Genomic DNA, 20,474 nt, shown 5'->3' on the forward strand with positions numbered 1-20,474 from the left:
GATGCGCTACGACTCCCCGCTGGCCGCGGTGGGCAACACCCCTCTGGTGCGCCTGCCGCGGATCTCGCCGTCCCCCGACGTCCGTATCTGGGCCAAGCTGGAGGACCGCAACCCGACCGGCTCGGTCAAGGACCGGCCCGCCCTGCACATGATCGAGCAGGCGGAGAAGGACGGCCGGCTGACCCCGGGCTGCACGATCCTGGAGCCCACCTCGGGCAACACGGGCATCTCCCTGGCCATGGCGGCGAAGCTCAAGGGCTACCGCATGGTGTGCGTCATGCCGGAGAACACCTCGCAGGAGCGCCGTGACCTGCTGGGCATGTGGGGTGCCGAGATCATCTCGAGCCCGGCCGCGGGCGGCTCCAACACCGCCGTGCGCGTCGCCAAGGAGCTGGCGGCCGAGCACCCGGACTGGGTGATGCTCTACCAGTACGGAAATCCGGACAACGCGGGCGCGCACTACGCGACCACCGGTCCGGAGATCCTGGCCGACCTCCCCTCCGTCACGCACTTCGTGGCCGGCCTCGGTACCACCGGCACGCTCATGGGCGTGGGCCGGTATCTGCGCGAGAACAAGCCGGACGTGCGGATCGTCGCGGCCGAACCGCGCTACGACGACCTGGTCTACGGCCTGCGGAACCTCGACGAGGGCTTCGTGCCGGAGCTGTACGACGCCTCGGTCCTGACCACCCGCTTCTCCGTCGGCTCGGCGGACGCGGTGACCCGTACCCGTGAACTGCTCCAGCTGGAGGGCATCTTCGCGGGTGTCTCCACGGGCGCGGCCCTGCACGCGGCCATCGGGGTGGGTGCCAAGGCCGTCAAGGCGGGCGAGAGCGCCGACATCGTCTTCATCGTGGCCGACGGCGGCTGGAAGTACCTGTCGACGGGCGTCTACACGGCGGCGACGACGGAAGAGGCGATCAAGACACTGCACGGACAGCTGTGGGCATAGGGTTTTCCCTACGCAGGTGACCGGGGGCCCCGCCCCCGGAACCCGCCTTCTCATCAACACGCCAATGCCCGCCAATCGGCGCGCTAAGTGCCGCCTATGGAGCGGCAAAGATCTCTCTTCGGGACTGCCCGCCCTCGCCGGACCGGGCTAGGTTCTGCCCGCACCCTGTCATGTCACGCTCACTGGGCTCTCAGGGTGTTCACGGCGCTATAGGTGTCATGCCCATGGCAACGCGTCCTACCGTCGCTACGCGCGTCACAGGCCTGCCACTCAGCTTCAGGAATCCCCACTTCCCGGCTGTGGCTCCGCGTCCGGCCCGACCCAGGCCCGCGCGGCGCCGGCCTCAAACCGAGAGAGGCAGCACCCCATGCGTGAGTCCCGCCCGAGCAAGCGGCGACGGAGCCTGCGAAGACTCCTGACCGCCGCCCTCCCCGCTCTCGCCCTCACCGTCGCCGGTCTCATGGCGGCCCCGGCCGCCGGCGCCCAGAGCGCCTCCGGCACCGCGCAGTCCTCCCACGCCACCCAGAACGCCCGGGCGCTGACGAGCCCCGAGGCGCAGACCGTCCACGCCACCGGCAAGCCCGGCCAGAAGGTGCCGACGCAGCACCTGTGCGGCGCCCCGACCGCCGGCCACGCGTCCTGTTTCGCCCAGCGGCGCACCGACATCGAGCAGCGGCTCGCCTCCGCGACGGCGGCCGCCGCACCCTCCGGCCTGAGCCCCGCCAACCTGCACAGCGCCTACAACCTGCCCTCGACCGGCGGCTCCGGCATGACGGTCGCGGTCGTCGACGCGTACAACGACCCCAACGCCGAATCGGACCTCGCGACCTACCGCTCGACCTACGGGCTGTCCGCGTGCACCAAGGCCAACGGCTGCTTCAAGCAGGTCAGCCAGACCGGTTCGACCACCTCGCTGCCGTCCAACAACACCGGCTGGGCGGGCGAGGAGGCGCTGGACATCGACATGGTCAGCGCCGTCTGCCCGAACTGCAAGATCATCCTCGTCGAGGCCAACTCCGCGAACGACACCGATCTCGGCACGGCCGAGAACGAGGCCGTCGCGCTCGGCGCCAAGTTCGTCTCCAACAGCTGGGGCGGCAGTGAGGCATCGTCCCAGACCAGTGAGGACACCCAGTACTTCAAGCACCCCGGCGTCGCGATCACCGTCTCCTCGGGCGACGAGGCCTACGGCGCCGAGTACCCGGCGGCCTCCCAGTACGTGACCGCCGTGGGCGGCACCGCGCTGTCGACGTCCTCCAACTCCCGCGGCTGGACCGAGTCCGTGTGGAAGACCAGCAGCACCGAGGGCACCGGCTCCGGCTGCTCGGCCTACGACCCCAAGCCGAGCTGGCAGACCGACACCGGCTGCTCCCGGCGTATGGAGGCCGACGTCTCGGCTGTCGCCGACCCGGCCACCGGCGTCGCGGTCTACGACACCTACGGCGGCTCCGGCTGGGCGGTCTACGGCGGCACCAGCGCCTCCGCCCCGATCATCGCCGGCGTCTACGCCCTCGCGGGCACTCCGGGCGCCACGGACTACCCGGCGAAGTACCCCTACTCCCACACCGGGAACCTGTACGACGTCACGACCGGCAACAACGGCAGCTGCTCCACGTCGTACTTCTGCACCGCGCGCGCCGGCTACGACGGCCCGACCGGCTGGGGCACCCCCAACGGCACGGCCGCCTTCTCCGCGGACAGCAGCTCCGGCAACACCGTGACCGTCACCAGCCCCGGCAACCAGTCCACCACGACCGGCGGCTCCGTCAGCCTGCAGATCTCGGCCTCCGACAGCGCGGGTGCGGCGCTCACCTACAGCGCGACCGGACTGCCCACCGGACTGTCGATCAACAGCTCGACCGGCCTGATCTCCGGAACCGCGTCCACCGCGGGCACCTACAGCGCGACCGTCACCGCCAAGGACTCCACCGGCGCCTCGGGCTCGGCGTCCTTCAGCTGGACCGTCGGCACCTCCGGCGGCACCTGCTCTTCGGCGCAGCTGCTGGGCAACCCGGGCTTCGAGTCGGGCAGCACCGGCTGGACCGCGACGAGCGGGGTCATCACCAACGACAGCGGTGAGGCGGCGCACGGCGGTTCGTACAAGGCCTGGCTCGACGGCTACGGGTCCTCGCACACCGACACGCTGTCCCAGTCGGTGACGATCCCGTCCGGGTGCAGGGCCACGCTCACCTTCTACCTGCACATCGACACGGCGGAGACCACCACCGGCAGCCAGTACGACAAGCTGACGGTGACCGCCGGTTCGACCACGCTGGCGACGTACTCGAACCTCAACGCCGCCACCGGGTACGCGCAGAAGTCCTTGGACCTGTCCTCCTTCGCGGGGTCCACGGTCACCCTGAAGTTCAGCGGCGCGGAGGACTCCTCGCTGCAGACCAGCTTCGTCGTCGACGACACCGCACTGACGACCGGCTGAGCACCTCCGGGCACCAAGGGCCCCGGCCGTACCTGCGGCCGGGGCCCGCTCGCGGTCGCGGGCGGATCCTGATGAGCTGGAGGAACGTCACACCAGCACGAGGGCAGGACCGAGGACGAGGCAGAGGAAGGCGGCCGCCCCATGCGCCGTACGACGCTCCACCGGACCACCACCGTCACCGCCGTCGCGGCAGCGGCACTACTCGTCGTGGGCTGCGGGGCCGGCAGCGGCGGCTCGTCCGGCAGCGGTGCGACCCCGCCGTCGGCACCGGCCTCACCATCGGCACCGGCAGCACCGTCGGCACCGGTTCCACCATCGGTCCCCGCCGCACCGTCGCTCCCGCCGTCCGTCCCGCCGACCCCCACCGGGACGAGGTGCGCGCCCGAGGTGCAGCTCACCGCGGCCGACACCGGCCGCACCGTGTGCCTGGCGCAGGGCGGGCGGATCCGCATCGCACTGGACGGCTCCAAGGACCGGCCCTGGGCCGTCGTCACCGCCAAGGGCGACGCGCTCCAGGCCACCAACGCCGGCATCGCCGTCCGACCGGGCGACGCCCTCGCCGCGTTCGAGGCGGTCGCGCCCGGAACGGCGCGGCTCGGCTCGAGCCGCCCGCTGTGCGCCCGGCAACCGGGCCGGAACGCGTGCCTGGGCATCGAGCAGTGGACGGTCACGGTGACCGTGACGGCACCGTGAGGACGAGGCCGGGGGAGAGGACGAAGACCGAAGGAAGGACAGGGCCGTGAGGACACGCCATGAGGACGGTCACCCGGCGAGATACCGCACCTGATCCCACAGCACGGGATCCACCACGCCCACCCGGCGCCGGAAGTCCCACAGCGGCACGTCGCGCAGTTCGTCGGTCTCCAGGAAACTGGGCCGGCCGTGGGCGTCGGCGACCGTGCCCGGCGGCAGCGGAATCACGCCCGCCCGCTCGTCGCGGTACCGGCTGGTGATGCTGGCGACCGTCGCACTGTCCCCGCGCACCGTCAGTACCAGGCAGGGCCGGTCCTTGGCACCGATCCGGTCCTCGTACGGAACGCTCGCCCACCAGATCTCGGCGGGCCGCGGATGCAGCCGGGCGCGTCCCGGCGGACGTGCCGCGGCACGGCGGGGGCGTTGCCCGCGCCCCCATCCGTCCACCAGCGTCGCGACCAGCGCGAGCAGCACCACCGCCGCCAGCGCCAGCCACCAGGACGTGTCCATATCGTTGACGGTACCGGCGTACACGCCCCACCGCCCGCCTTCGGCGCACACCAACGCGCCGCCGCACCGCGGGTCGTGCGCCCCGACGCACTCCCCACGCACCCATGGTCCAGCCGAACCGGTGACACCACAGGTGAGTTCGCCCACAACGGCCCCTGGCGGAGGAGCGACCGGCCCTTTTGCGCCTTACGCTCGACGGACCGCACGACCCCCGTCACCGCCCGTTCCTGCCTTGTGCACTTTCTGCCACGCGGAGGTTCCAGCTTTATGAAGCTCACCGTCGTCGGCTGCTCGGGGTCGTTTCCGTCCGCGGACTCGGCCTGCTCGAGCTACCTCGTCGAGGCCGACGGCTTCCGGCTGCTCCTCGACATGGGCAACGGCGCCCTTGGCGAGCTGCAGCGCCACTGCGGTCTCTACGACCTCGACGCGATCTTCCTCAGTCATCTGCACGCCGACCACTGCATCGACATGCTCGGGTACTTCGTCGCGCGCTACTACCGCCACGACGGCGGCCGCGCGGCACCCATCCCGGTCTACGGTCCGGAGGGCACCGAGCAGCGCCTGACCACCGCCTACGCCGACACCCCCTCGGCCTCCTCGATGAGCGAGGTCTTCGACTTCCACACGGTCAAGCCCGGCTCCTTCGAGGTCGGCCCCTTCACCGTCCACACGGAACGCGTGCGCCACCCCGTGGAGGCGTACGGCATCCGCGTCGAGCACGGCGGCAGGTCGCTCACCTACTCCGGCGACACCGGCGTGAGCGAGGCCCTGGACGAACTCGCCCGTGACACGGACCTCTTCCTGTGCGAGGCCGCGTTCACCTACGGCAAGGAGAACATCCCGGACCTGCACCTCAACGGCCGCGAGGCCGGCGAGGCGGCCGCCCGCGCCGGCGCCCGCCGCCTGGTGCTGACCCACATCCCGCCGTGGACCGACCCGCAGGTCAATCTGGCGGACGCCCGGGCCGTCTACTCCGGCCCCGTGGAACTGGCGACGCCCCGGGCGACGTACGAGGTCTAGGACCGGCGTACGCGCAACGCCCCTCACACGCCCGAAGGCCCCGGAACCTGAGAGGTTCCGGGGCCTTCGTGTCGTTCGGAGGAGTCGCTCACGCCTTCGTGAGGTCCTCGACCTCCTCCTCGGGCTCGCGGCCCGGGGTCGGGAGGTTGAACTTGACGATCGCGAAGCGGAAGACGAAGTAGTAGATCGCCGCGAACACCAGGCCGATCGGGATGATCAGCCATGGCTTGGTCGCCAGGTTCCAGTTCAGCAGGTAGTCGATGGCACCCGCGGAGAAGGTGAAGCCCGCGTGGACGCCGAGCGCCCAGGTGACCGCCATGGACAGGGCGGTGAGGACCGCGTGGATCGCGTACAGCACCGGGGCGATGAACATGAACGAGAACTCGATCGGCTCGGTCACACCGGTCACGAAGGAGGTCAGCGCCAGCGAGATCATCATGCCCAGCACGGCCTTGCGGCGCTCGGGGCGGGCGGCGTGCGCGATGGCGAGCGCGGCGGCCGGCAGGCCGAACATCATGATCGGGAAGAAGCCCGACATGAACTGTCCGGCGGTCGGGTCACCGGCGAAGAACCGGTTGAGGTCACCGTGGACGACCTCGCCGGCCGAGTTCTTGAAGTCACCGATCTGGAACCAGGAGACGGTGTTCACGAACTGGTGCATGCCGACCGGGATCAGCGCACGGTTGATCAGACCGAACAGACCCGCGCCCAGCGCGCCGAGACCGGTGATCCACTCACCGAAGTTCGAGATGCCCTCGCCGATCGGCTTCCAGATCAGACCGAAGAAGACACCGGCGACGGTGCCGACGAAGGCCATGATGATCGGGACCAGGCGACGGCCGTTGAAGAAGCCGAGCCAGTCGACCAGCTTGGTCCGGTGGTAGCGCTGCCACAGCACCGCCGACAGCAGACCCATCAGGATGCCGCCGAGAACGCCGGGGTTGTTGTAGGTGGCGGCTATGTCCGCGCCGGCCTGGACCTTGGCCTCGGTGACCGGGAAGGCCTTCAGCACATTGCTGTAGACAAGGAAGCCGACCAGGGCCGCCAGGGCCGTGGAGCCGTCGGACTTCTTGGCGAAGCCGATCGCCACACCGATGCAGAACAGCATCGGCAGGTTGTCGAAGATCGCCCCACCAGCTGTGGCGAACACTGCCGTGACCTTGTCCGGCAGGTTCAGCTTGTCGTGGACGTCCTGCTGGCCGAGTCGCAGGAGAATACCCGCCGCCGGCAGTACGGCGATCGGGAGCTGGAGACTGCGGCCGACCTTCTGCAGGCCCTGGAACAGACCTGATCCCCGCTTCTTTGCGGGGGCCGCCGAGGTTTCGGTGGCGGTGCTCATAGTTCCTCCATGTGCTGGGGGCTGCCGGGGGACGGGAAGGGCTGAACGAGGTGGGCAGCTCCCGCGTGGTCTACACCACTCACTGGTGTAGACCTGTTGTAGCACGGTGAAGGTGGGATAAGGAACCCGTGAATTCTGTAGTCCCGGACATACCGTAAGTAGTGCCGCACTTGCGGCGAATTCCCGGAAACGATAGCTCGATACGGCTATGAGTCAGAGGTCTGGATGGCGTGATAAGTGCCACTTGACCGTGATGTTCGGACAGGGTCGCTCCGTGCCGCACTGCGTTTGGCGCCCTATCCCGGCGTGGTGTAGACCAGTTCGCGGACGGTCGCACTGTCGGGAACGCCTTCCTCGGGTTCGCACGACCAGACCGCTCGCAAAGTTCGTCCACCTATGGGTTACTGCGACAAAGCGGTTCGGATCAGGGAGAAGAGACATGGCCAGCAAGGCTGAGAAGATCGTCGCCGGTCTCGGCGGCATCGACAACATCGACGAGATCGAGGGCTGCATCACCCGGCTGCGCACCGAGGTCCACGACGCCTCTCTCGTCAACGAGGCCGCCCTGAAGGCCGCCGGCGCCCACGGCGTCGTCAAGATGGGCACCGCCATCCAGGTCGTCATCGGCACCGACGCGGACCCGATCGCCGCGGAGATCGAAGACATGATGTGAGCCCACGCGCCCACACCTCAGGGGCCCCTCCCACCGGGAGGGGCCCCTGACGCATGTACGGATAGGCTCGGCCCATGTCTCGAATCGACGGCCGCACGCCCGAACAGCTCCGCCCCATCAGCATCGAGCGCGGCTGGAGCAAGCACGCCGAGGGCTCCGTCCTCGTCTCCTTCGGCGACACCAAAGTCCTCTGCACCGCATCCGTCACCGAAGGCGTCCCGCGCTGGCGCAAGGGCAGCGGCGAGGGCTGGGTCACCGCCGAGTACGCCATGCTGCCCCGCTCCACCAACACCCGCGGCGACCGCGAATCGGTCAAGGGCAGGATCGGCGGCCGAACCCACGAGATCAGCCGCCTCATCGGCCGCTCCCTGCGCGCCGTCGTCGACTACAAGGCGCTCGGCGAGAACACCGTCGTCCTCGACTGCGACGTCCTCCAGGCGGACGGCGGCACCCGCACCGCCGCGATCACCGGCGCCTACGTCGCACTCGCCGACGCCGTGGCCTGGGCACAGCACAAGAAGCTGGTGCGGACCGGCCGGCAACCGCTGACCGGCACGGTCGCGGCCGTCTCCGTCGGCATCGTGAACGGTGTACCGCTCCTGGACCTCTGCTACGAGGAGGACGTCAGGGCCGACACCGACATGAACGTCGTCTGCACCGGCGACGGCCGCTTCGTGGAAGTACAGGGCACGGCGGAGGCAGCACCCTTCGACCGCACGGAACTGAACACCCTGCTCGACCTGGCCCTCTCCGGCTGCGACCGGCTCGCGACCCTGCAACGCGCCGCCCTCGAGGCAACCGAGTAGCGCCGAACGGCGTTTTCAGGGATAGCCGCACCGCTGACACGAACGGCGCCCGGGGCACCCGGCGCGCCCGGACACAGCCCCGTACGACCACCCACGGGTCGGGCGAGCCGGACCGGCCGGCGCGCCCACGGGCAGGTGCCGCACCGCCGACGGGGAGGGAATCCGTTCCATGGCCGCGCGCCACCGCCGCCGCACCACCACCGCCGCGCTCGCAGCCGTCGCCGTGCTCGCCGCCATGGGCGCCGGCGCGGGCTGCGACGCCGTCGACAAGGCGATCGACTGCGTCCAGACCGCCGACGCGATCGCCGACAGCGTCACCGACCTCCAGCAGGCCGTCGAGAACGCGGCGAACGACCCGACGCAGACCGAGGCGTCCCTCGACTCCATCGAGAGGAACCTCGACAAGATCGGGGACACGACGGACGACGTCGATCTCGACAAGGCGGTCGACCACCTGCGCACGTCCGTCACGAACGTCCGCGAAGCCGTCCGGAACGGCGACAAGACCCCCGACGTCGGCCCCGTGACGGACGCGGCCGGAGAACTGACCAAGGTCTGCACGTCCTAGCACGCCGCGACCGGCACCGGGGGCGCGGGCGGAGGACGCCCGCGCCCCGCGGATACTGATGGACATGACCCGCCTGATCCTCGCCACGCGCAACGCCGGAAAGATCACCGAACTCAGGGCGATCCTCGCCGACGCGGGCCTCCCGCACGACCTGGTCGGCGCGGAGGCCTACCCCGACATCCCCGACGTCAAGGAAACAGGCGTCACCTTCGCCGAGAACGCCCTGCTCAAGGCCAACGCCCTGGCCCAGGCGACGGGCCTGCCCGCGGTGGCCGACGACTCGGGCCTCTGCGTGGACGTACTGCACGGCGCCCCCGGCATCTTCTCGGCCCGCTGGGCAGGCCGGCACGGAGACGACAAGGCGAATCTCGACCTGCTCCTTGCCCAGCTTGGCGACATCGACGAGCCCCACCGCGGCGCGCACTTCGCCTGCGCGGCGGCCCTGGCCCTGCCGGACGGGACGCAGCGCGTGGTGGAGGGCCAGCTGAAGGGCGCCCTCCGCCACACCCCGGCGGGCACGAACGGCTTCGGCTACGACCCGATCCTCCAGCCGGAGGGCGAGACGCGGACCTGCGCGGAACTGAGCCCCGAGGAGAAGAACGCGATCAGCCACCGGGGGAAGGCGTTCCGGGCGCTGGTACCGGTGGTGCGGGAGCTGCTCGGCTGACAACGCGGAGGGCCCACCCGTCTTTCGCCCGGGTGGGCCCTCCGCATGCCGGCGTGCGGTCGGTGGGACTCGAACCCACACGGGATTTCTCCCACGGGCACCTAAAACCCGCGCGTATCGCCTCTTTCGCCACGACCGCCCCAAAGCGGACATATATCCCTGCGCCGCTTCGTGCCGTTCAGTGTACGGGGGAGCCGGTACGCACTGCGGGCCGCCTGTCCTTCCGACGGCACCATGTTGCCGTCAGGGCATGGCAGTTCGGGCACAGATACCTCAGGTTCTCGATGCGGTTGTCCAGCCAGTCGCCGTTGATGTGGTCGATCTGGAGGGTGATCACCCGCCCCAGCCACTCGCCGATGTTGCCGCAGGACGCGCACCGATGGGGAATGCCGGACTCCTGCAGTGCCGCGTGCAGCCGGGCCCGGTTGGTCCGCGGGGAACCGGCGGGGAGGACCACGAGCACGCGTCCCGCCGCGGGTTCGCGACGGCTCGAGTGCACCGCCGCCCGGGGCCGCCGCTTGAAGTGGCTTGTGTCAAGGCCGAGCTGTGCCGCCTTGCGCCGCACGCGCCGGTGGTTCGTGTCGGTCACCTCGAGTTCCAGCGCCCGCATCACGGCGGCGTAGCTCGTGGCTTCCGGCACGGCCGCCCGCAGGGCCTGCTCCGGGATCGCCAGGCGGGCGTTGCGGAAGTGGGAGGTGTCCACCCTGCGCTCCCGGAACATCCGGCTCAGTGCGGCGCGTGACCGGTCGTCGTCAGGCACCCCCAGCGCTCTGGCCGCTTGGCGCACACTCGGGGCCGAGGCGGCCGCGATGCGCAGTTCGTCGTCGGTGAACCGCGGAACCGCGTACGGTCGATCGATGCCCGGGAAGTGGCCGATGTCGATGCCGGCTGCCGCGATGCGGCGCCGCAGGTGCGTGAGCGTGCCGGTGGCGGGCGTGGCACCGAGTTTCAGAGCGACTTCGCGCAGCGTCGAGGACGATGCGACCGCTGCGGCGATCGCATCGTCCGGATACCGGAGCCACGGGCTGCGCTGCCGGAAGTGGCCTGTGTCGATCCCGTGCGCGGCGACGCGTTCTTGCAGGACGCGTCGCCGACCGCCGCTGGGCTTGAGCCCGAGGCGGCGCATGAGGCCGTTCCAGGTGTGGGACTCCGCGACCGCGGTCGCCAGCGCGTCCCGGTCGTACATGTCCGCCGTGCTCATGCCCCTCCGATCTCGGCCGCCTGTTCGGCGCCTCGCACGGAGTAACGAATCGCAGGCCGGGCAGTCACGAGGATCCTCGCCCCGCGCAGCGGGGACTCAGTGCCCCGAAGTCGCCTTCAGCCCCACCACCGCGATCAGCAGCAGGGCCACGAAGAAGATGCGCGCGGCGGTCGCGGGCTCGCCGAGGACGGTCATGCCCAGCACCGCCGCGCCGGCCGCGCCGATGCCCACCCAGACGCCGTACGCCGTACCGATGGGGAGGGACTTCGCGGCGTAGGAGAGCAGAAGCATGCTCGCGACGATTCCCGCGCCGGTGGCGAGGCTCGGCCACAGGCGGGTGAAGCCGTCGGTGTACTTCATCCCGACCGACCAGGCGACTTCGAGCAGACCGGCGACGACGAGCAGGACCCAGGCCATGGCGGGCACCTCCGTGAGACGTGAACGGACAGGTGCGTCGTCTTTGCCTGCGGACCTGGCGGTTCCGTCCCGGTACGGCGCGTCTCGTCGGGGTCGTCCAAGGCTAGCAAAGGAACGGCAAAGGGGCCGGTGGCATCCGCCACCGGCCCCTTTGCCGTTCGTTCTACAGGTACAGGCCCGTGGAGTCCTCGGACCCCTCGAAGCGGTCCGCCGCCACGGCGTGCAGATCGCGTTCGCGCATCAGGACGTACGGGGTGCCCCGCACCTCTACCTCGGCACGGTCCTCCGGGTCGTACAGCACCCGGTCGCCCGGTTCCACGGTCCTGACGTTCTGCCCGACCGCGACGACCTCGGCCCAGGCGAGGCGCCGGCCGACGGCCGCGGTCGCGGGGATCAGGATGCCGCCGCCTGACCTGCGCTCGCCCTCGGCGGCGTCCTGCCGCACGAGCACACGGTCGTGCAGCATCCGGATCGGCAACTTGTCGTGGTGGGTCTTCTCGCTCACACCCCGAACCTACCTGCCTTCGATCTCTTCGTCTGCGTCCGGGTCAGCGCTTGCGCCGTCGGGAGCCGACGGTGAGCAGTCCGACGACGCCGACCACGACCAGGGCCACGGGGACGATGCGCTCCAGGCGGGGTGCGCCCTCCTGCGTGACGAACTGCCCCTTGACCTGGCTGACGGTCCGGTTGACGCCGACGTAGGCCCGTCCGAGCGTGTGGTCGATGTTGGAGACGACCTTGGCCTTGGCGTCTCCGACGATCGTCTTGGGGTGCACCCGGACGCCGATCTCGTCGAGCGTCTCGGCGAGGGTTTCGCGGCGGCGTTTGATGTCCGCCTCGATCTGCGCCGGAGTCCTGGTGTCCGGTGTGCTCGACGTGTCCGTCACCGCGCTTCCTCCGTGGTCGTTTGCGACGTGTTCCGCGCAATTCCTGCTTCTGTGGTCGACAGTCTGTCAGCTTCGGGCCCGACGCACTCCCCGGCACCCCTATGGCGGGTGCGGGGGAGATTAGGCTCGTCGGGTAACCCGCCCCTGCCATGTGAGGTACCGATGAGCGAGCGACTCGAACCGGGCGACACCGCCCCCGCCTTCACCCTGCCGGACGCCGACGGCAACGAGGTCTCCCTGGCCGACCGCAAGGGCCGCAAGGTCATCGTGTACTTCTACCCGGCCGCGCTCACTCCGGGCTGCACCAAGCAGGCGTGCGACTTCACCGACAACCTGGAGCTCCTGGCGGGCGCCGGCTACGACGTCATCGGCATCTCGCCCGACAAGCCGGAGAAGCTGGCCAGGTTCCGCGAGCAGGAGTCCCTGAAGGTGACCCTTCTCGCCGACCCGGACAAAGAGGTCCTTCAGGCGTACGGCGCCTTCGGCGAGAAGACGATGTACGGCAAGAAGGTGGTCGGCGTGATCCGCTCGACGGTGGTCGTCGACGAGGAGGGCAAGGTCGAGCGCGCGCTGTACAACGTGCGGGCGACGGGTCACGTGGCGAAGATCATCAAGGATCTGGGGATCTGAGCGCCCCGGGCCCTAGCCTTCCGCTCTGCCCGTCGTTCCGCCGTCTCCCGTAGGCCCGCCGTTCCCGGTGGGCCCCGCGGCGCCGTTCGTGGTTCCTGTGCCGGGCGGACCCCCGGGGCCGGTGCCGCCGCCGTCGCCGGTCGTGCCGCCGTCGTCGGTGGTGCCTCCGTCCCCGGTCGTGCCGCCGTCGTCGGTGGAGCCGCCCGTGTCGGTCGTGTCGCCGGTGCCGGGTGAGCCGGTGGTGTCGGCGCCGCCGGTGGGCGGGAAGCCGCCGTCGGTCTGCCCCTGGTCCTGGCCCGGGTCGGCCCGGTCGCCCGTGGTGTCGCCGTTGTCCGGGCCTTCGGGGTCCCACGGCTGCTGGGCCGTGGGGTCGAGGGACGGGTCGTGGTACCCCTCCGCGCCGGCCTGGAGGCGCAGATCGAAGCTCTTGACCGGCTTGCCCTCGAGCGCCGTCCTCGTGAACTGCGCCCAGATCTCGGCGGGCGCGCCGCCGCCGTTGACGCGGCCGAGGCCCATCGCGCCGTACAGCGGTTCGTGCCTGCCCGTGTCGGGGTCCTGGCCCATCACGGCGACCACCGTGGCCAGGTCGGGGGTGTAGCCGGCGAACCAGGCGGCCTGGTCCTCCTCGGCGGTGCCGGTCTTGCCGGCGGCGGGCCGGCCCGCGCCCTGGGCGGCCGTCGCGGTGCCGCTGTCCACCACGCTCCGCAGCATGGACGTGGTGGTGTCCGCCGCCTCGCGGCTGACCACCTGCTTCATGGCGCGGTGCGGAAGGTCGACGTCCTCCCGGCCGTCCTTGGAGATCTTCTCGACCAGGGTGTACGTGCCGTGCTTGCCGTGGTTGGCGAGTGTCGCGTACGCCTCTGCCATGTCGAGGACGCTCGCGGTGGCCGTGCCGAGCGCGATCGACGGGTACGGGTTCATGTCGGGGGTGTTCGCGGGCAGGCCGAGGTCGATCGCTGTCTGCCTGACCTTGGACGGGCCGACGTCGACGGCCATCTGTGCGTACACGGCGTTGACGGAGTCGTCGGTGGCCGTGCGGACGGTGATCGGGCCGTAGGAGACGTTGTCCTCGTTCTCGGGCGCGTAGGTGCCGCCGCTCCAGCCCTGCACCGGTCGCCGGTCCGTGCCGTCGTAGACGGTGTAGGGGGTGATCGGGACGCCGTTCTGCGTCCGGGCGCCGTTCTGCACGGCCGAGGTGAACACCAGCGGCTTGAACGTCGAGCCGACCTGGTAGTCGCGGCGGGTCGCGTTGTTGACGTACTGCTCGGTGTAGTCGATGCCGCCGTACATCGCGAGGACCTTGCCCGTGGCCGGGTCGATGGCGACGCCGCCGGCCCGCACCGCGCGGTCGATCTTGCGGTTCTTCTTGTCGAGGTTGCTCATGAGCCGGTCGTCGACGGCCTTGACGAAGGCGTCCTGCTTGGACTTCTGCAGGGTGGTGGTGATGCGGTAGCCGCCGCCCGTCAGGGTGTCCTCGTCGATGATCTTGTTGGTGACGAGGTAGTCCTTGATCGCCTGGACCAGGTAGCCGCGCTGGCCGGACATGGCGGTGGCGGTGACCTGCTGCCGGGGTGTCGGGAAGGTCGCCTTGCGCCGCTGCTCCTCGGTCAGCCAGCGCTTCTTGACCATGCCGTCGAGGACGTAGTTCCAGCGGGCCACGGCGGCCGCCTTGTTCTCGGGGTGGGCGGTCACGTCGTACTGGCTCGGCGCGTTCAGCAGGGCCGCGAGGTAGGCGCCCTGGGCGGCGGTGAGGTCCTTGGCGTCCACGCCGTAGTAGGACTGTGCGGCTGCCTGGATGCCGTAGGCGTTGCGGCCGAAGAAGCTGGTGTTGAGGTAGCCCTCGAGGATGTGGTCCTTGCTCTTCTCCCGGTCCAGTTTGATCGAGATGAAGAACTCCTTCACCTTCCGGGTGACGGTCTGCTCCTGGCCCAGGTAGTAGTTCTTCACGTACTGCTGGGTGATCGTCGAGCCGGACTGCTTGCCCTTGCCGGTGGCCGTGTTCCAGGCGGCGCGGATCATCGCCTTGGGGTCGACGGCGGACTCCGAGTAGAAGTCGCGGTCCTCGGCGGCGAGCGCCGCGTGCTGGGCGTCCTTGGAGATCTGGGCGAGCATCACGCTCTCGCGGTTGACCGAGCCGTCGCGGGCCAGCTCGGTGCCGTCCGCGTACAGGTAGACGTTGCTCTGCTTGGTCGCGGCCGCGTTCGCGGGCGGGATCTTGACCAGGTAGTAGCCGAGCGCGAAGAGGCCGACCAGCAGCAGCAGCCCGGTCACGAGGGTGCCGAGCGCCGTGCGCCAGGTCGGGATCAGCCGGCGCCACCCGGTGCGCCGGGGCCTGCCGGGGGCCGGCCCCGGCGGGCCCGACGGCGGTTCTTGGGGCGCGAGGGCATGGCTGCCCTGCTGCGGCTGCGGCTGCGGCTCGTCGCTCATCGTGGTGCCCGGACTCCCGTTTTGCGTCGTACGTTCACGTACGCCCTCGTACGCCATCTGCGTCCCCTGATGAAGACTGTCGCACCTTGCGTTCCGTTCCCGGTACGACGGACGTGTCGTGCCGGGAAAACGTGTGGTACGCCACTTCATCCGCGCGCTAGGCTCCTGCGCTTCCGTCCGGCACGTGTCGAAGGAGGTTCTCCCGTGGGGACAGGGCGGTTGTACGCCGCCGTCGCCGCCAGTGGTTTCCGGCGGTACGCGACCTATCGGACCGCGACCGCGGCCGGGGTGTTCACCAACTCGGTCTTCGGATTGATCCTGGCGTACACCTACCTCGCCGTGTGGAACGAGCGACCCCACCTAGGGGGGTACGACCAGTCGCAGGCTCTTACGTTCGTCTGGGTGAGCCAGGGCCTGCTGATGACGGTGGCCGTGTTCGGCGGTGGTTTCGAGGAAGAGCTGATCGAACGCATCCGTACGGGCGACGTGGCCGTCGATCTGTACCGGCCCGTCGACCTCCAGGGGTGGTGGCTGGCCTCGGATCTGGGGCGGGCGCTGTTCCATCTGCTCGGGCGGGGTGTGGTCCCGCTGGTCTTCGGCGCGCTCGTCTTCCCGCTCGCGCTGCCCGCGAGCCCGCTGACCTGGGCGGCGTTCCTGGTCGCGGTCGGGCTCGGGGTGGTGGTGAGTTTCGCGATCCGGTTCGTCGTGGCGCTGAGCGCGTTCTGGCTGCTGGACGGGGCGGGCGTCGCCCAGCTCGCCGGGCTGACGGCGGTCTTCTGCTCCGGCATGCTGCTGCCGCTGAACGTCTTCCCCGGCACGCTCGGCGAGGTCGTTCGCCTGCTGCCCTGGTCGGCGCTGCTCCAGGCCCCCGTGGATGTGCTGCTCGGCGCGGCGGACCCGCTGCCCACGTACGCCTTCCAGATCGCCTGGGCCGTGGTGCTGCTCGGCGTCGGGCGGCTGGTGCAGTCCGCGGCGACCCGGCGGGTGGTGGTCCAGGGTGGCTGACACGGCTGCCGCCGGGCAGCGGACGTACGGGCGGGTGTACGAGGGTCTGCGGGCCTACGGTCTGATCACCGCCATGTGGATCCGCTCCACCATGGCCTACCGCGCCTCGTTCGTGATGACCACGCTGGGCAGCTTCGCGGCGACCGGGCTCGACTTCGTCGCGATCATGCTGATGTTCTCGCGGATCGACTCGCTCGGCGGTTATGACCTGCCCGAGGTCGCCTTCCTGTACGGCCTGTCCGCCACCGCGTTCGGCTTCGCCGATCTGGTGCTCGGCTCGATGGACCGGCTGGGGCGGCGGGTGCGTGACGGCACGCTGGACACGCTCCTGGTCCGTCCGGCGCCGGTGCTGGCCCAGGTCGCGGCGGACCGCTTCGGGCTGCGCCGCCTCGGCCGGATCGTCCAGGGCGTGCTGGTCCTCGGATACGCGGTGGTCTCCCTGGACCTGACGTGGACACCGTTGAAGGTGCTGATGGTCCTGCTGGCGCTGCTGAGCGGCGCCGCGATCTTCTGTGCCGTGTTCGTGGCGGGCGCGGCCTTCCAGTTCGTCGCACAGGACGCCTCCGAGGTGCAGAACTCCTTCACGTACGGGGGTCAGACGCTGTTGCAGTACCCGCCCACCGTCTTCGCGAAGGAACTGGTGCGCGGGGTGACCTTCCTGCTGCCGCTCGCCTTCGTCAACTGGCTGCCCGCGCTGTATGTGCTGGGGCGGCCGTATCCGCTCGACCTGCCGGCCTGGCTCGCCTTCGCGCCGCCGCTGGTGGCGGCGGCCTGCTGTGCGCTCGCGATGCTGGCCTGGCGCGCGGGACTGCGTTCGTACCGGAGTACGGGGAGCTGAGGAACCCATGGAGGGTGGTTACGTGGACGGTGGTGTGGTGGGCGGTGACGACCCGGACGGCGACTTCATCCGGCTGGAGCGGGTGGAGAAGGTCTTCGAGGTGCGTACGAGGACCGGTTTCCTGCGCCGTGAGCGGCGCCGGGTGCGGGCCGTCGACTCGATCTCCTTCACCGTGGCGCGCGGCGAGATGGTCGGCTACATCGGACCGAACGGTGCCGGGAAGTCCACCACGATCAAGATGCTGACCGGGATCCTGACGCCGAGCGGCGGCACGCTGCGGGTCGCGGGGATCGACCCCTCCCGTGAGCGGACGAGGCTGGCGCAGCGTATCGGGGTGGTGTTCGGGCAGCGCACGACCCTGTGGTGGGATCTGCCGCTGATCGACTCCTACCGGCTGATGCACCGCATGTACCGCATCCCGGACCGGCGTTACCGCGAGAACCTCGACCGTTGTGTGGAACTCCTCGAGCTGGGGAGCCTGTTGGACGTTCCGGTGCGCCAGCTGTCGCTGGGCCAGCGGATGCGCGGCGACATCGTGGCGGCGCTGCTGCACGACCCGGAGGTGTTGTACCTCGACGAGCCGACCATCGGTCTGGACGTCGTCTCCAAGGCCCGGGTCCGTGACTTCCTGCGGGAACTGAACGCCGAGCGCGGCACGACGGTGCTGCTGACCACCCACGATCTTCAGGACATCGAGCAGCTGTGCTCGCGGGTGATGGTCATCGACCAGGGGCGCCTGATGTACGACGGCCCGCTCGCCGGGCTGCACGAGGTGGGCGACAGCGAGCGCACCCTCGTGGTCGACCTGGAGCGGGAGATGCCGCCGATCGAGGCGCCGCCCGCGCGCGTGGTGCGGGTCGAGGGGCCGCGGCAGTGGCTGGCGTTCCCGGCGTCGCAGTCGGCGGCCCCGCTGGTGGCGCGCATCGCGGCGGACTGTCCGCTGGTGGACCTCTCGGTGCGGGAACCGGACATCGAGGCGGTGATCGCCAGGATGCTGCACCGGCTGGAAGGGGCTGCCGATCCCGCGCCGGAACGGGCGGTGTCGTAGCCCGGTGCGCGGCTTCCTCGTAGGCTGACCGTATGACCGACGCTGTGTCTTCCGGTGGGACGTCTCCCGAACCCCACGCCCCGGACCTCCGTGCCTCCGACGCCGACCGCGAACGGGTCGTCGAGGTCCTGCGGGACGCTGTCGCCGAGGGCCGTCTCGACATGGAGGAGTTCGAGGAGCGGCTGGAGGCGACGTACAAGGCGCGGACCTACGGGGAGTTGGCCCCGATCACCCGTGACCTGCCGGCCGCCGGTGTCGTCGCCCCCGCGGTGTCGCTGGTCAAGGAGCCCGTGGAGAGCGGGGGTTGGGCCGAGCGGATCGTGGGCGGTGAGGGGTCGTCGGCGTCGGCCGTCGCCGTCATGTCCGGGTTCCAGCGCAAGGGGCGCTGGACGGTGCCGAAGCGGTTCAACTGCTTCGCCTTCTGGGGCGGTGGTGAGATCGACCTGCGCGAGGCGTACTTCGCGGACCGCGAGGTGGAGATCAACTGCATCGCGGTCATGGGCGGGATGAACGTCATCGTGCCGCCCGGCGTCGAGGTGGTCGTGCGCGGTGTCGGGATCATGGGCGGCTTCGACCAGCGCGAGGAGGGTGTGCCCGGGGATCCGGGTGCGCCGCGCGTGATCGTGACCGGGTTCGCGTTCTGGGGCGGGGTCGGCGTCGAGCGCAAGGTGACGCGGGCCGAGCGGCAGCGGCTGAGGGACGAGCGGCGCCAGGAGAAGCTGGACCGCAAGGCGACGCGCCGGGAGTTGCCGGAGTCCCACCGCGAGGTGCTGGACCAGCATCGCGAGTTGATGCGCGCACTGCGCGACGAGCACCGCGAACGGCACGAGGAGCGCCGCGACCTGCACCGTGAACGGCACGAGGAGCGCCGTGAACTGCAGCGGGAGCGCAGGGACGCCCGGCGGCAGGGGCGTGGGCGGCGGCGCGACGGCGAGTACTGATCCGCCGTACGGACGTCCGCCGCCCGTCCGGTCTCACAGCCGGGCCGGCGCCGCCCCGTTCAGCGAGGCCAGGTCGAAGACCTCCGCCATCCTGCGGAAGCCCTTGTCGCTGGGGTGGAGATGGTCGCCCGAGTCGTAGTCGGGGCGCAGCCGGCGCGGATCGTACGGGTCGCGCAGCGCCCGGTCGAAGTCGACGACGTCGTCGTACACCGTGCCGGAGCGGATCTGCGCGTTGATGTCCTGCCGCAGCTGTTCCCGGTCGGTCCGGTAGTTGCCGTGGCCCTTGAACGGCATCAGGGTCGCGCCGACCGCCTTCAGGCCGTGGGCGTGCGCCTCGCGGACCAGGGTGCGCAGGCCGGCGACGATCCGGTCCGGGTCGGCGCGGCCGGGGTTGCGCGCGATGTCGTTGACGCCGAGGTCGATGACGACGACCTTGACGTTCGCCCGCTCCAGGACGTCGCGTCCGAAGCGGCTGAGGCCGCTGGGGTTGTCGGCGGGCCGGCCGGGGCCGCTCACCAGCACCTGGTTGCCGCTGATGCCCTGGTTGACGACGCTGTAGCGGGGCACGTCCCCGGATCCGGCGGCCTGGCGCAGCCGCCGGCCGAGCACGTCCGGCCAGCGGCGGTCGGCGCCCACGGTGGAGGTGACACCGTCGGTGATCGAGTCGCCGAAGGCGACCACGGTGCCCACCGCCTCGTTGCTGAGCAGGTCGAGCGCGGTCAGATAGCGCCAGTACGGCGTACGCCCGGTGTAGGCGGCTGCGCTCACGTCCTCCGTGCGGTCGCCGTCGGCGACGTAGGAGATCTGCCGGGCGTGCCGATGGAAGGTGACCGGGCCCGACGGGGTGGGCGAGTAGGTGGTCACGAGGACGTCGGAGTCCTGCGGGACGGCGATCCGGACCGCGTCGCTGACCACCTGCCGGCCCGGGGCTATGACGACCGACGGGGCACCGCCGAAGGTGAGGCGGCGCATGGTGTCCGCGGCGGCGGCAGCTTCGTTCGCGCCGGCCGCGACCGCGATCGAGGCGTGCGTGACGGAGAGCGGCTGCCGGCCGTAGAGATTCGACAGTGTGATGCGGGCCCCCGTACCGCCGACGCCGGTGTGCACCACGTTGCGTACGGACCGTCCGGACATGCCGGCCGGCCCGGTTCCGGGCTCGGCCCCGGAGGGCGAGGCCGACCAGGCGCCTACCCAGACGCCTGCCGACGCGGGTGCGGCGGCGCCCCGAGGGTCCGAGCGGCCGACGGCGAGAGCGCCGGGTTTGCTGCCGTCATCGGCCGCGGCGCCGATGTATATGGCCGCCGACACGGTCAGGATGACCGCGCACAGGGCAGCCAGCAGGGCATAACCGTTGAACTTGGTCATGCTGTGCGTGTACTCCTCGGGCGAGGGAGCCCGAGGCTCCGTTGTTGATC

Annotated in this window: 21 protein-coding genes and 1 tRNA gene; 13 read left to right on the plus strand and 9 right to left on the minus strand. The window is 70.5% G+C overall.

Translation table 11 applies throughout. From position 1 onward, the window contains the following. Nucleotide 1: 1 nt before the first annotated feature. The 3 genes from ACSHXN_RS25210 to ACSHXN_RS25220 all read left to right on the plus strand — a co-directional run bounded on the left by ACSHXN_RS25210 (nucleotide 2) and on the right by ACSHXN_RS25220 (nucleotide 4,082). A complete protein-coding gene (locus ACSHXN_RS25210; protein ID WP_355129114.1) occupies nucleotides 2-952 on the plus strand; it encodes a PLP-dependent cysteine synthase family protein in 951 nt (316 codons plus the stop codon). Nucleotides 953-1,319: 367 nt separating this feature from the next. Next, entirely contained in the window at nucleotides 1,320-3,389 is a 2,070-nt protein-coding gene (locus ACSHXN_RS25215) for a putative Ig domain-containing protein (protein ID WP_438303741.1), read from the plus strand. Nucleotides 3,390-3,530: 141 nt separating this feature from the next. Next, nucleotides 3,531-4,082 (plus strand): hypothetical protein, encoded by a 552-nt coding sequence (locus ACSHXN_RS25220; protein WP_438303742.1) that lies wholly within the window; start codon nucleotides 3,531-3,533, stop codon nucleotides 4,080-4,082. 69 nt (nucleotides 4,083-4,151) lie between these two features. Here the strand turns inward: ACSHXN_RS25220 and ACSHXN_RS25225 are convergent, their stop codons facing one another. After that, on the minus strand, nucleotides 4,152-4,592 hold the full coding sequence (locus ACSHXN_RS25225) for a type II toxin-antitoxin system PemK/MazF family toxin (protein WP_355797838.1): 441 nt from the start codon (nucleotides 4,590-4,592) through the stop codon (nucleotides 4,152-4,154). Nucleotides 4,593-4,859: 267 nt separating this feature from the next. Between ACSHXN_RS25225 and ACSHXN_RS25230 the strand changes: the two genes are divergently transcribed. Continuing rightward, nucleotides 4,860-5,612, plus strand: a complete 753-nt coding sequence (locus tag ACSHXN_RS25230) for an MBL fold metallo-hydrolase (RefSeq protein ID WP_355797840.1) — start codon at nucleotides 4,860-4,862, stop codon at nucleotides 5,610-5,612. An 88-nt stretch (nucleotides 5,613-5,700) separates the two neighbouring features. Here ACSHXN_RS25230 and ACSHXN_RS25235 read toward each other — a convergent pair whose 3' ends face one another. After that, on the minus strand, nucleotides 5,701-6,951 hold the full coding sequence (locus tag ACSHXN_RS25235; protein WP_355129123.1) for a PTS transporter subunit EIIC: 1,251 nt from the start codon (nucleotides 6,949-6,951) through the stop codon (nucleotides 5,701-5,703). Nucleotides 6,952-7,390: 439 nt separating this feature from the next. Between ACSHXN_RS25235 and ACSHXN_RS25240 the strand changes: the two genes are divergently transcribed. The 4 genes from ACSHXN_RS25240 (at nucleotide 7,391) to rdgB (ending at nucleotide 9,665) form a co-directional block, all read left to right on the plus strand. Continuing rightward, on the plus strand, nucleotides 7,391-7,624 hold the full coding sequence (locus tag ACSHXN_RS25240; RefSeq protein WP_071368336.1) for a glucose PTS transporter subunit EIIB: 234 nt from the start codon (nucleotides 7,391-7,393) through the stop codon (nucleotides 7,622-7,624). Between the two features lie 74 nt (nucleotides 7,625-7,698). Further along, complete coding sequence (gene rph / locus ACSHXN_RS25245) at nucleotides 7,699-8,430, plus strand: ribonuclease PH (RefSeq protein ID WP_355129126.1); 732 nt, start codon at nucleotides 7,699-7,701, stop codon at nucleotides 8,428-8,430. Nucleotides 8,431-8,599: 169 nt separating this feature from the next. Continuing rightward, nucleotides 8,600-8,998 (plus strand): hypothetical protein, encoded by a 399-nt coding sequence (locus ACSHXN_RS25250; RefSeq protein WP_355129128.1) that lies wholly within the window; start codon nucleotides 8,600-8,602, stop codon nucleotides 8,996-8,998. A 64-nt stretch (nucleotides 8,999-9,062) separates the two neighbouring features. Continuing rightward, the gene (gene rdgB / locus ACSHXN_RS25255) at nucleotides 9,063-9,665 is read left to right on the plus strand and encodes an RdgB/HAM1 family non-canonical purine NTP pyrophosphatase (RefSeq protein ID WP_438303744.1); all 603 of its coding nucleotides are present in this window, start codon (nucleotides 9,063-9,065) and stop codon (nucleotides 9,663-9,665) included. Between the two features lie 54 nt (nucleotides 9,666-9,719). On the opposite strand, the gene ACSHXN_RS25260 is transcribed toward rdgB, so the two are convergent. From ACSHXN_RS25260 to ACSHXN_RS25280, 5 genes are all read right to left on the minus strand, one after another. Further along, nucleotides 9,720-9,804: transfer RNA gene (locus tag ACSHXN_RS25260), tRNA-Leu, on the minus strand. A 39-nt stretch (nucleotides 9,805-9,843) separates the two neighbouring features. Next, nucleotides 9,844-10,866 (minus strand): HNH endonuclease signature motif containing protein, encoded by a 1,023-nt coding sequence (locus ACSHXN_RS25265; protein WP_356109620.1) that lies wholly within the window; start codon nucleotides 10,864-10,866, stop codon nucleotides 9,844-9,846. A gap of 96 nt (nucleotides 10,867-10,962) precedes the next feature. Next, a complete protein-coding gene (gene sugE, locus ACSHXN_RS25270) occupies nucleotides 10,963-11,283 on the minus strand; it encodes a quaternary ammonium compound efflux SMR transporter SugE (RefSeq protein ID WP_355797849.1) in 321 nt (106 codons plus the stop codon). Between the two features lie 163 nt (nucleotides 11,284-11,446). Next, complete coding sequence (locus ACSHXN_RS25275) at nucleotides 11,447-11,788, minus strand: GroES family chaperonin (RefSeq protein WP_079050309.1); 342 nt, start codon at nucleotides 11,786-11,788, stop codon at nucleotides 11,447-11,449. 43 nt (nucleotides 11,789-11,831) lie between these two features. Then, a complete protein-coding gene (locus tag ACSHXN_RS25280) occupies nucleotides 11,832-12,170 on the minus strand; it encodes a DUF3618 domain-containing protein (protein ID WP_355129136.1) in 339 nt (112 codons plus the stop codon). 162 nt (nucleotides 12,171-12,332) lie between these two features. On the opposite strand from ACSHXN_RS25280, the gene bcp reads away from it, so the two are divergent. Beyond that, nucleotides 12,333-12,800, plus strand: coding sequence for a thioredoxin-dependent thiol peroxidase (bcp, locus tag ACSHXN_RS25285; protein WP_355129138.1), 468 nt, complete (start codon nucleotides 12,333-12,335; stop codon nucleotides 12,798-12,800). A gap of 12 nt (nucleotides 12,801-12,812) precedes the next feature. On the opposite strand, the gene ACSHXN_RS25290 is transcribed toward bcp, so the two are convergent. Further along, a complete protein-coding gene (locus tag ACSHXN_RS25290) occupies nucleotides 12,813-15,227 on the minus strand; it encodes a transglycosylase domain-containing protein (protein WP_356109625.1) in 2,415 nt (804 codons plus the stop codon). 204 nt (nucleotides 15,228-15,431) lie between these two features. Here ACSHXN_RS25290 and ACSHXN_RS25295 point away from each other — a divergent pair, with 204 nt between their 5' ends. From ACSHXN_RS25295 to ACSHXN_RS25310, 4 genes are read left to right on the plus strand one after another with little or no spacing between them, the layout of a single operon-like run. Further along, on the plus strand, nucleotides 15,432-16,232 hold the full coding sequence (locus ACSHXN_RS25295) for an ABC transporter permease (RefSeq protein ID WP_355129142.1): 801 nt from the start codon (nucleotides 15,432-15,434) through the stop codon (nucleotides 16,230-16,232). Continuing rightward, nucleotides 16,225-17,070, plus strand: a complete 846-nt coding sequence (locus tag ACSHXN_RS25300) for an ABC transporter permease (protein WP_356291727.1) — start codon at nucleotides 16,225-16,227, stop codon at nucleotides 17,068-17,070. Before ACSHXN_RS25295 ends, ACSHXN_RS25300 begins: the two co-directional genes overlap by 8 nt. A gap of 7 nt (nucleotides 17,071-17,077) precedes the next feature. Further along, nucleotides 17,078-18,118, plus strand: coding sequence for an ABC transporter ATP-binding protein (locus tag ACSHXN_RS25305; protein WP_355129146.1), 1,041 nt, complete (start codon nucleotides 17,078-17,080; stop codon nucleotides 18,116-18,118). A gap of 32 nt (nucleotides 18,119-18,150) precedes the next feature. Beyond that, complete coding sequence (locus ACSHXN_RS25310) at nucleotides 18,151-19,059, plus strand: DUF1707 SHOCT-like domain-containing protein (protein WP_356109634.1); 909 nt, start codon at nucleotides 18,151-18,153, stop codon at nucleotides 19,057-19,059. Between the two features lie 33 nt (nucleotides 19,060-19,092). Here the strand turns inward: ACSHXN_RS25310 and ACSHXN_RS25315 are convergent, their stop codons facing one another. Then, nucleotides 19,093-20,424 carry an SGNH/GDSL hydrolase family protein gene (locus ACSHXN_RS25315; protein ID WP_356109636.1) on the minus strand — a complete coding sequence of 444 codons (1,332 nt, stop codon included), beginning with the start codon at nucleotides 20,422-20,424 and terminating at the stop codon, nucleotides 19,093-19,095. Nucleotides 20,425-20,474 lie beyond the last annotated feature (50 nt).

Origin of the sequence: Streptomyces sp. HUAS TT11, assembly GCF_051553595.1 — a bacterium.
Classification (GTDB): Bacteria; Actinomycetota; Actinomycetes; order Streptomycetales; family Streptomycetaceae; genus Streptomyces.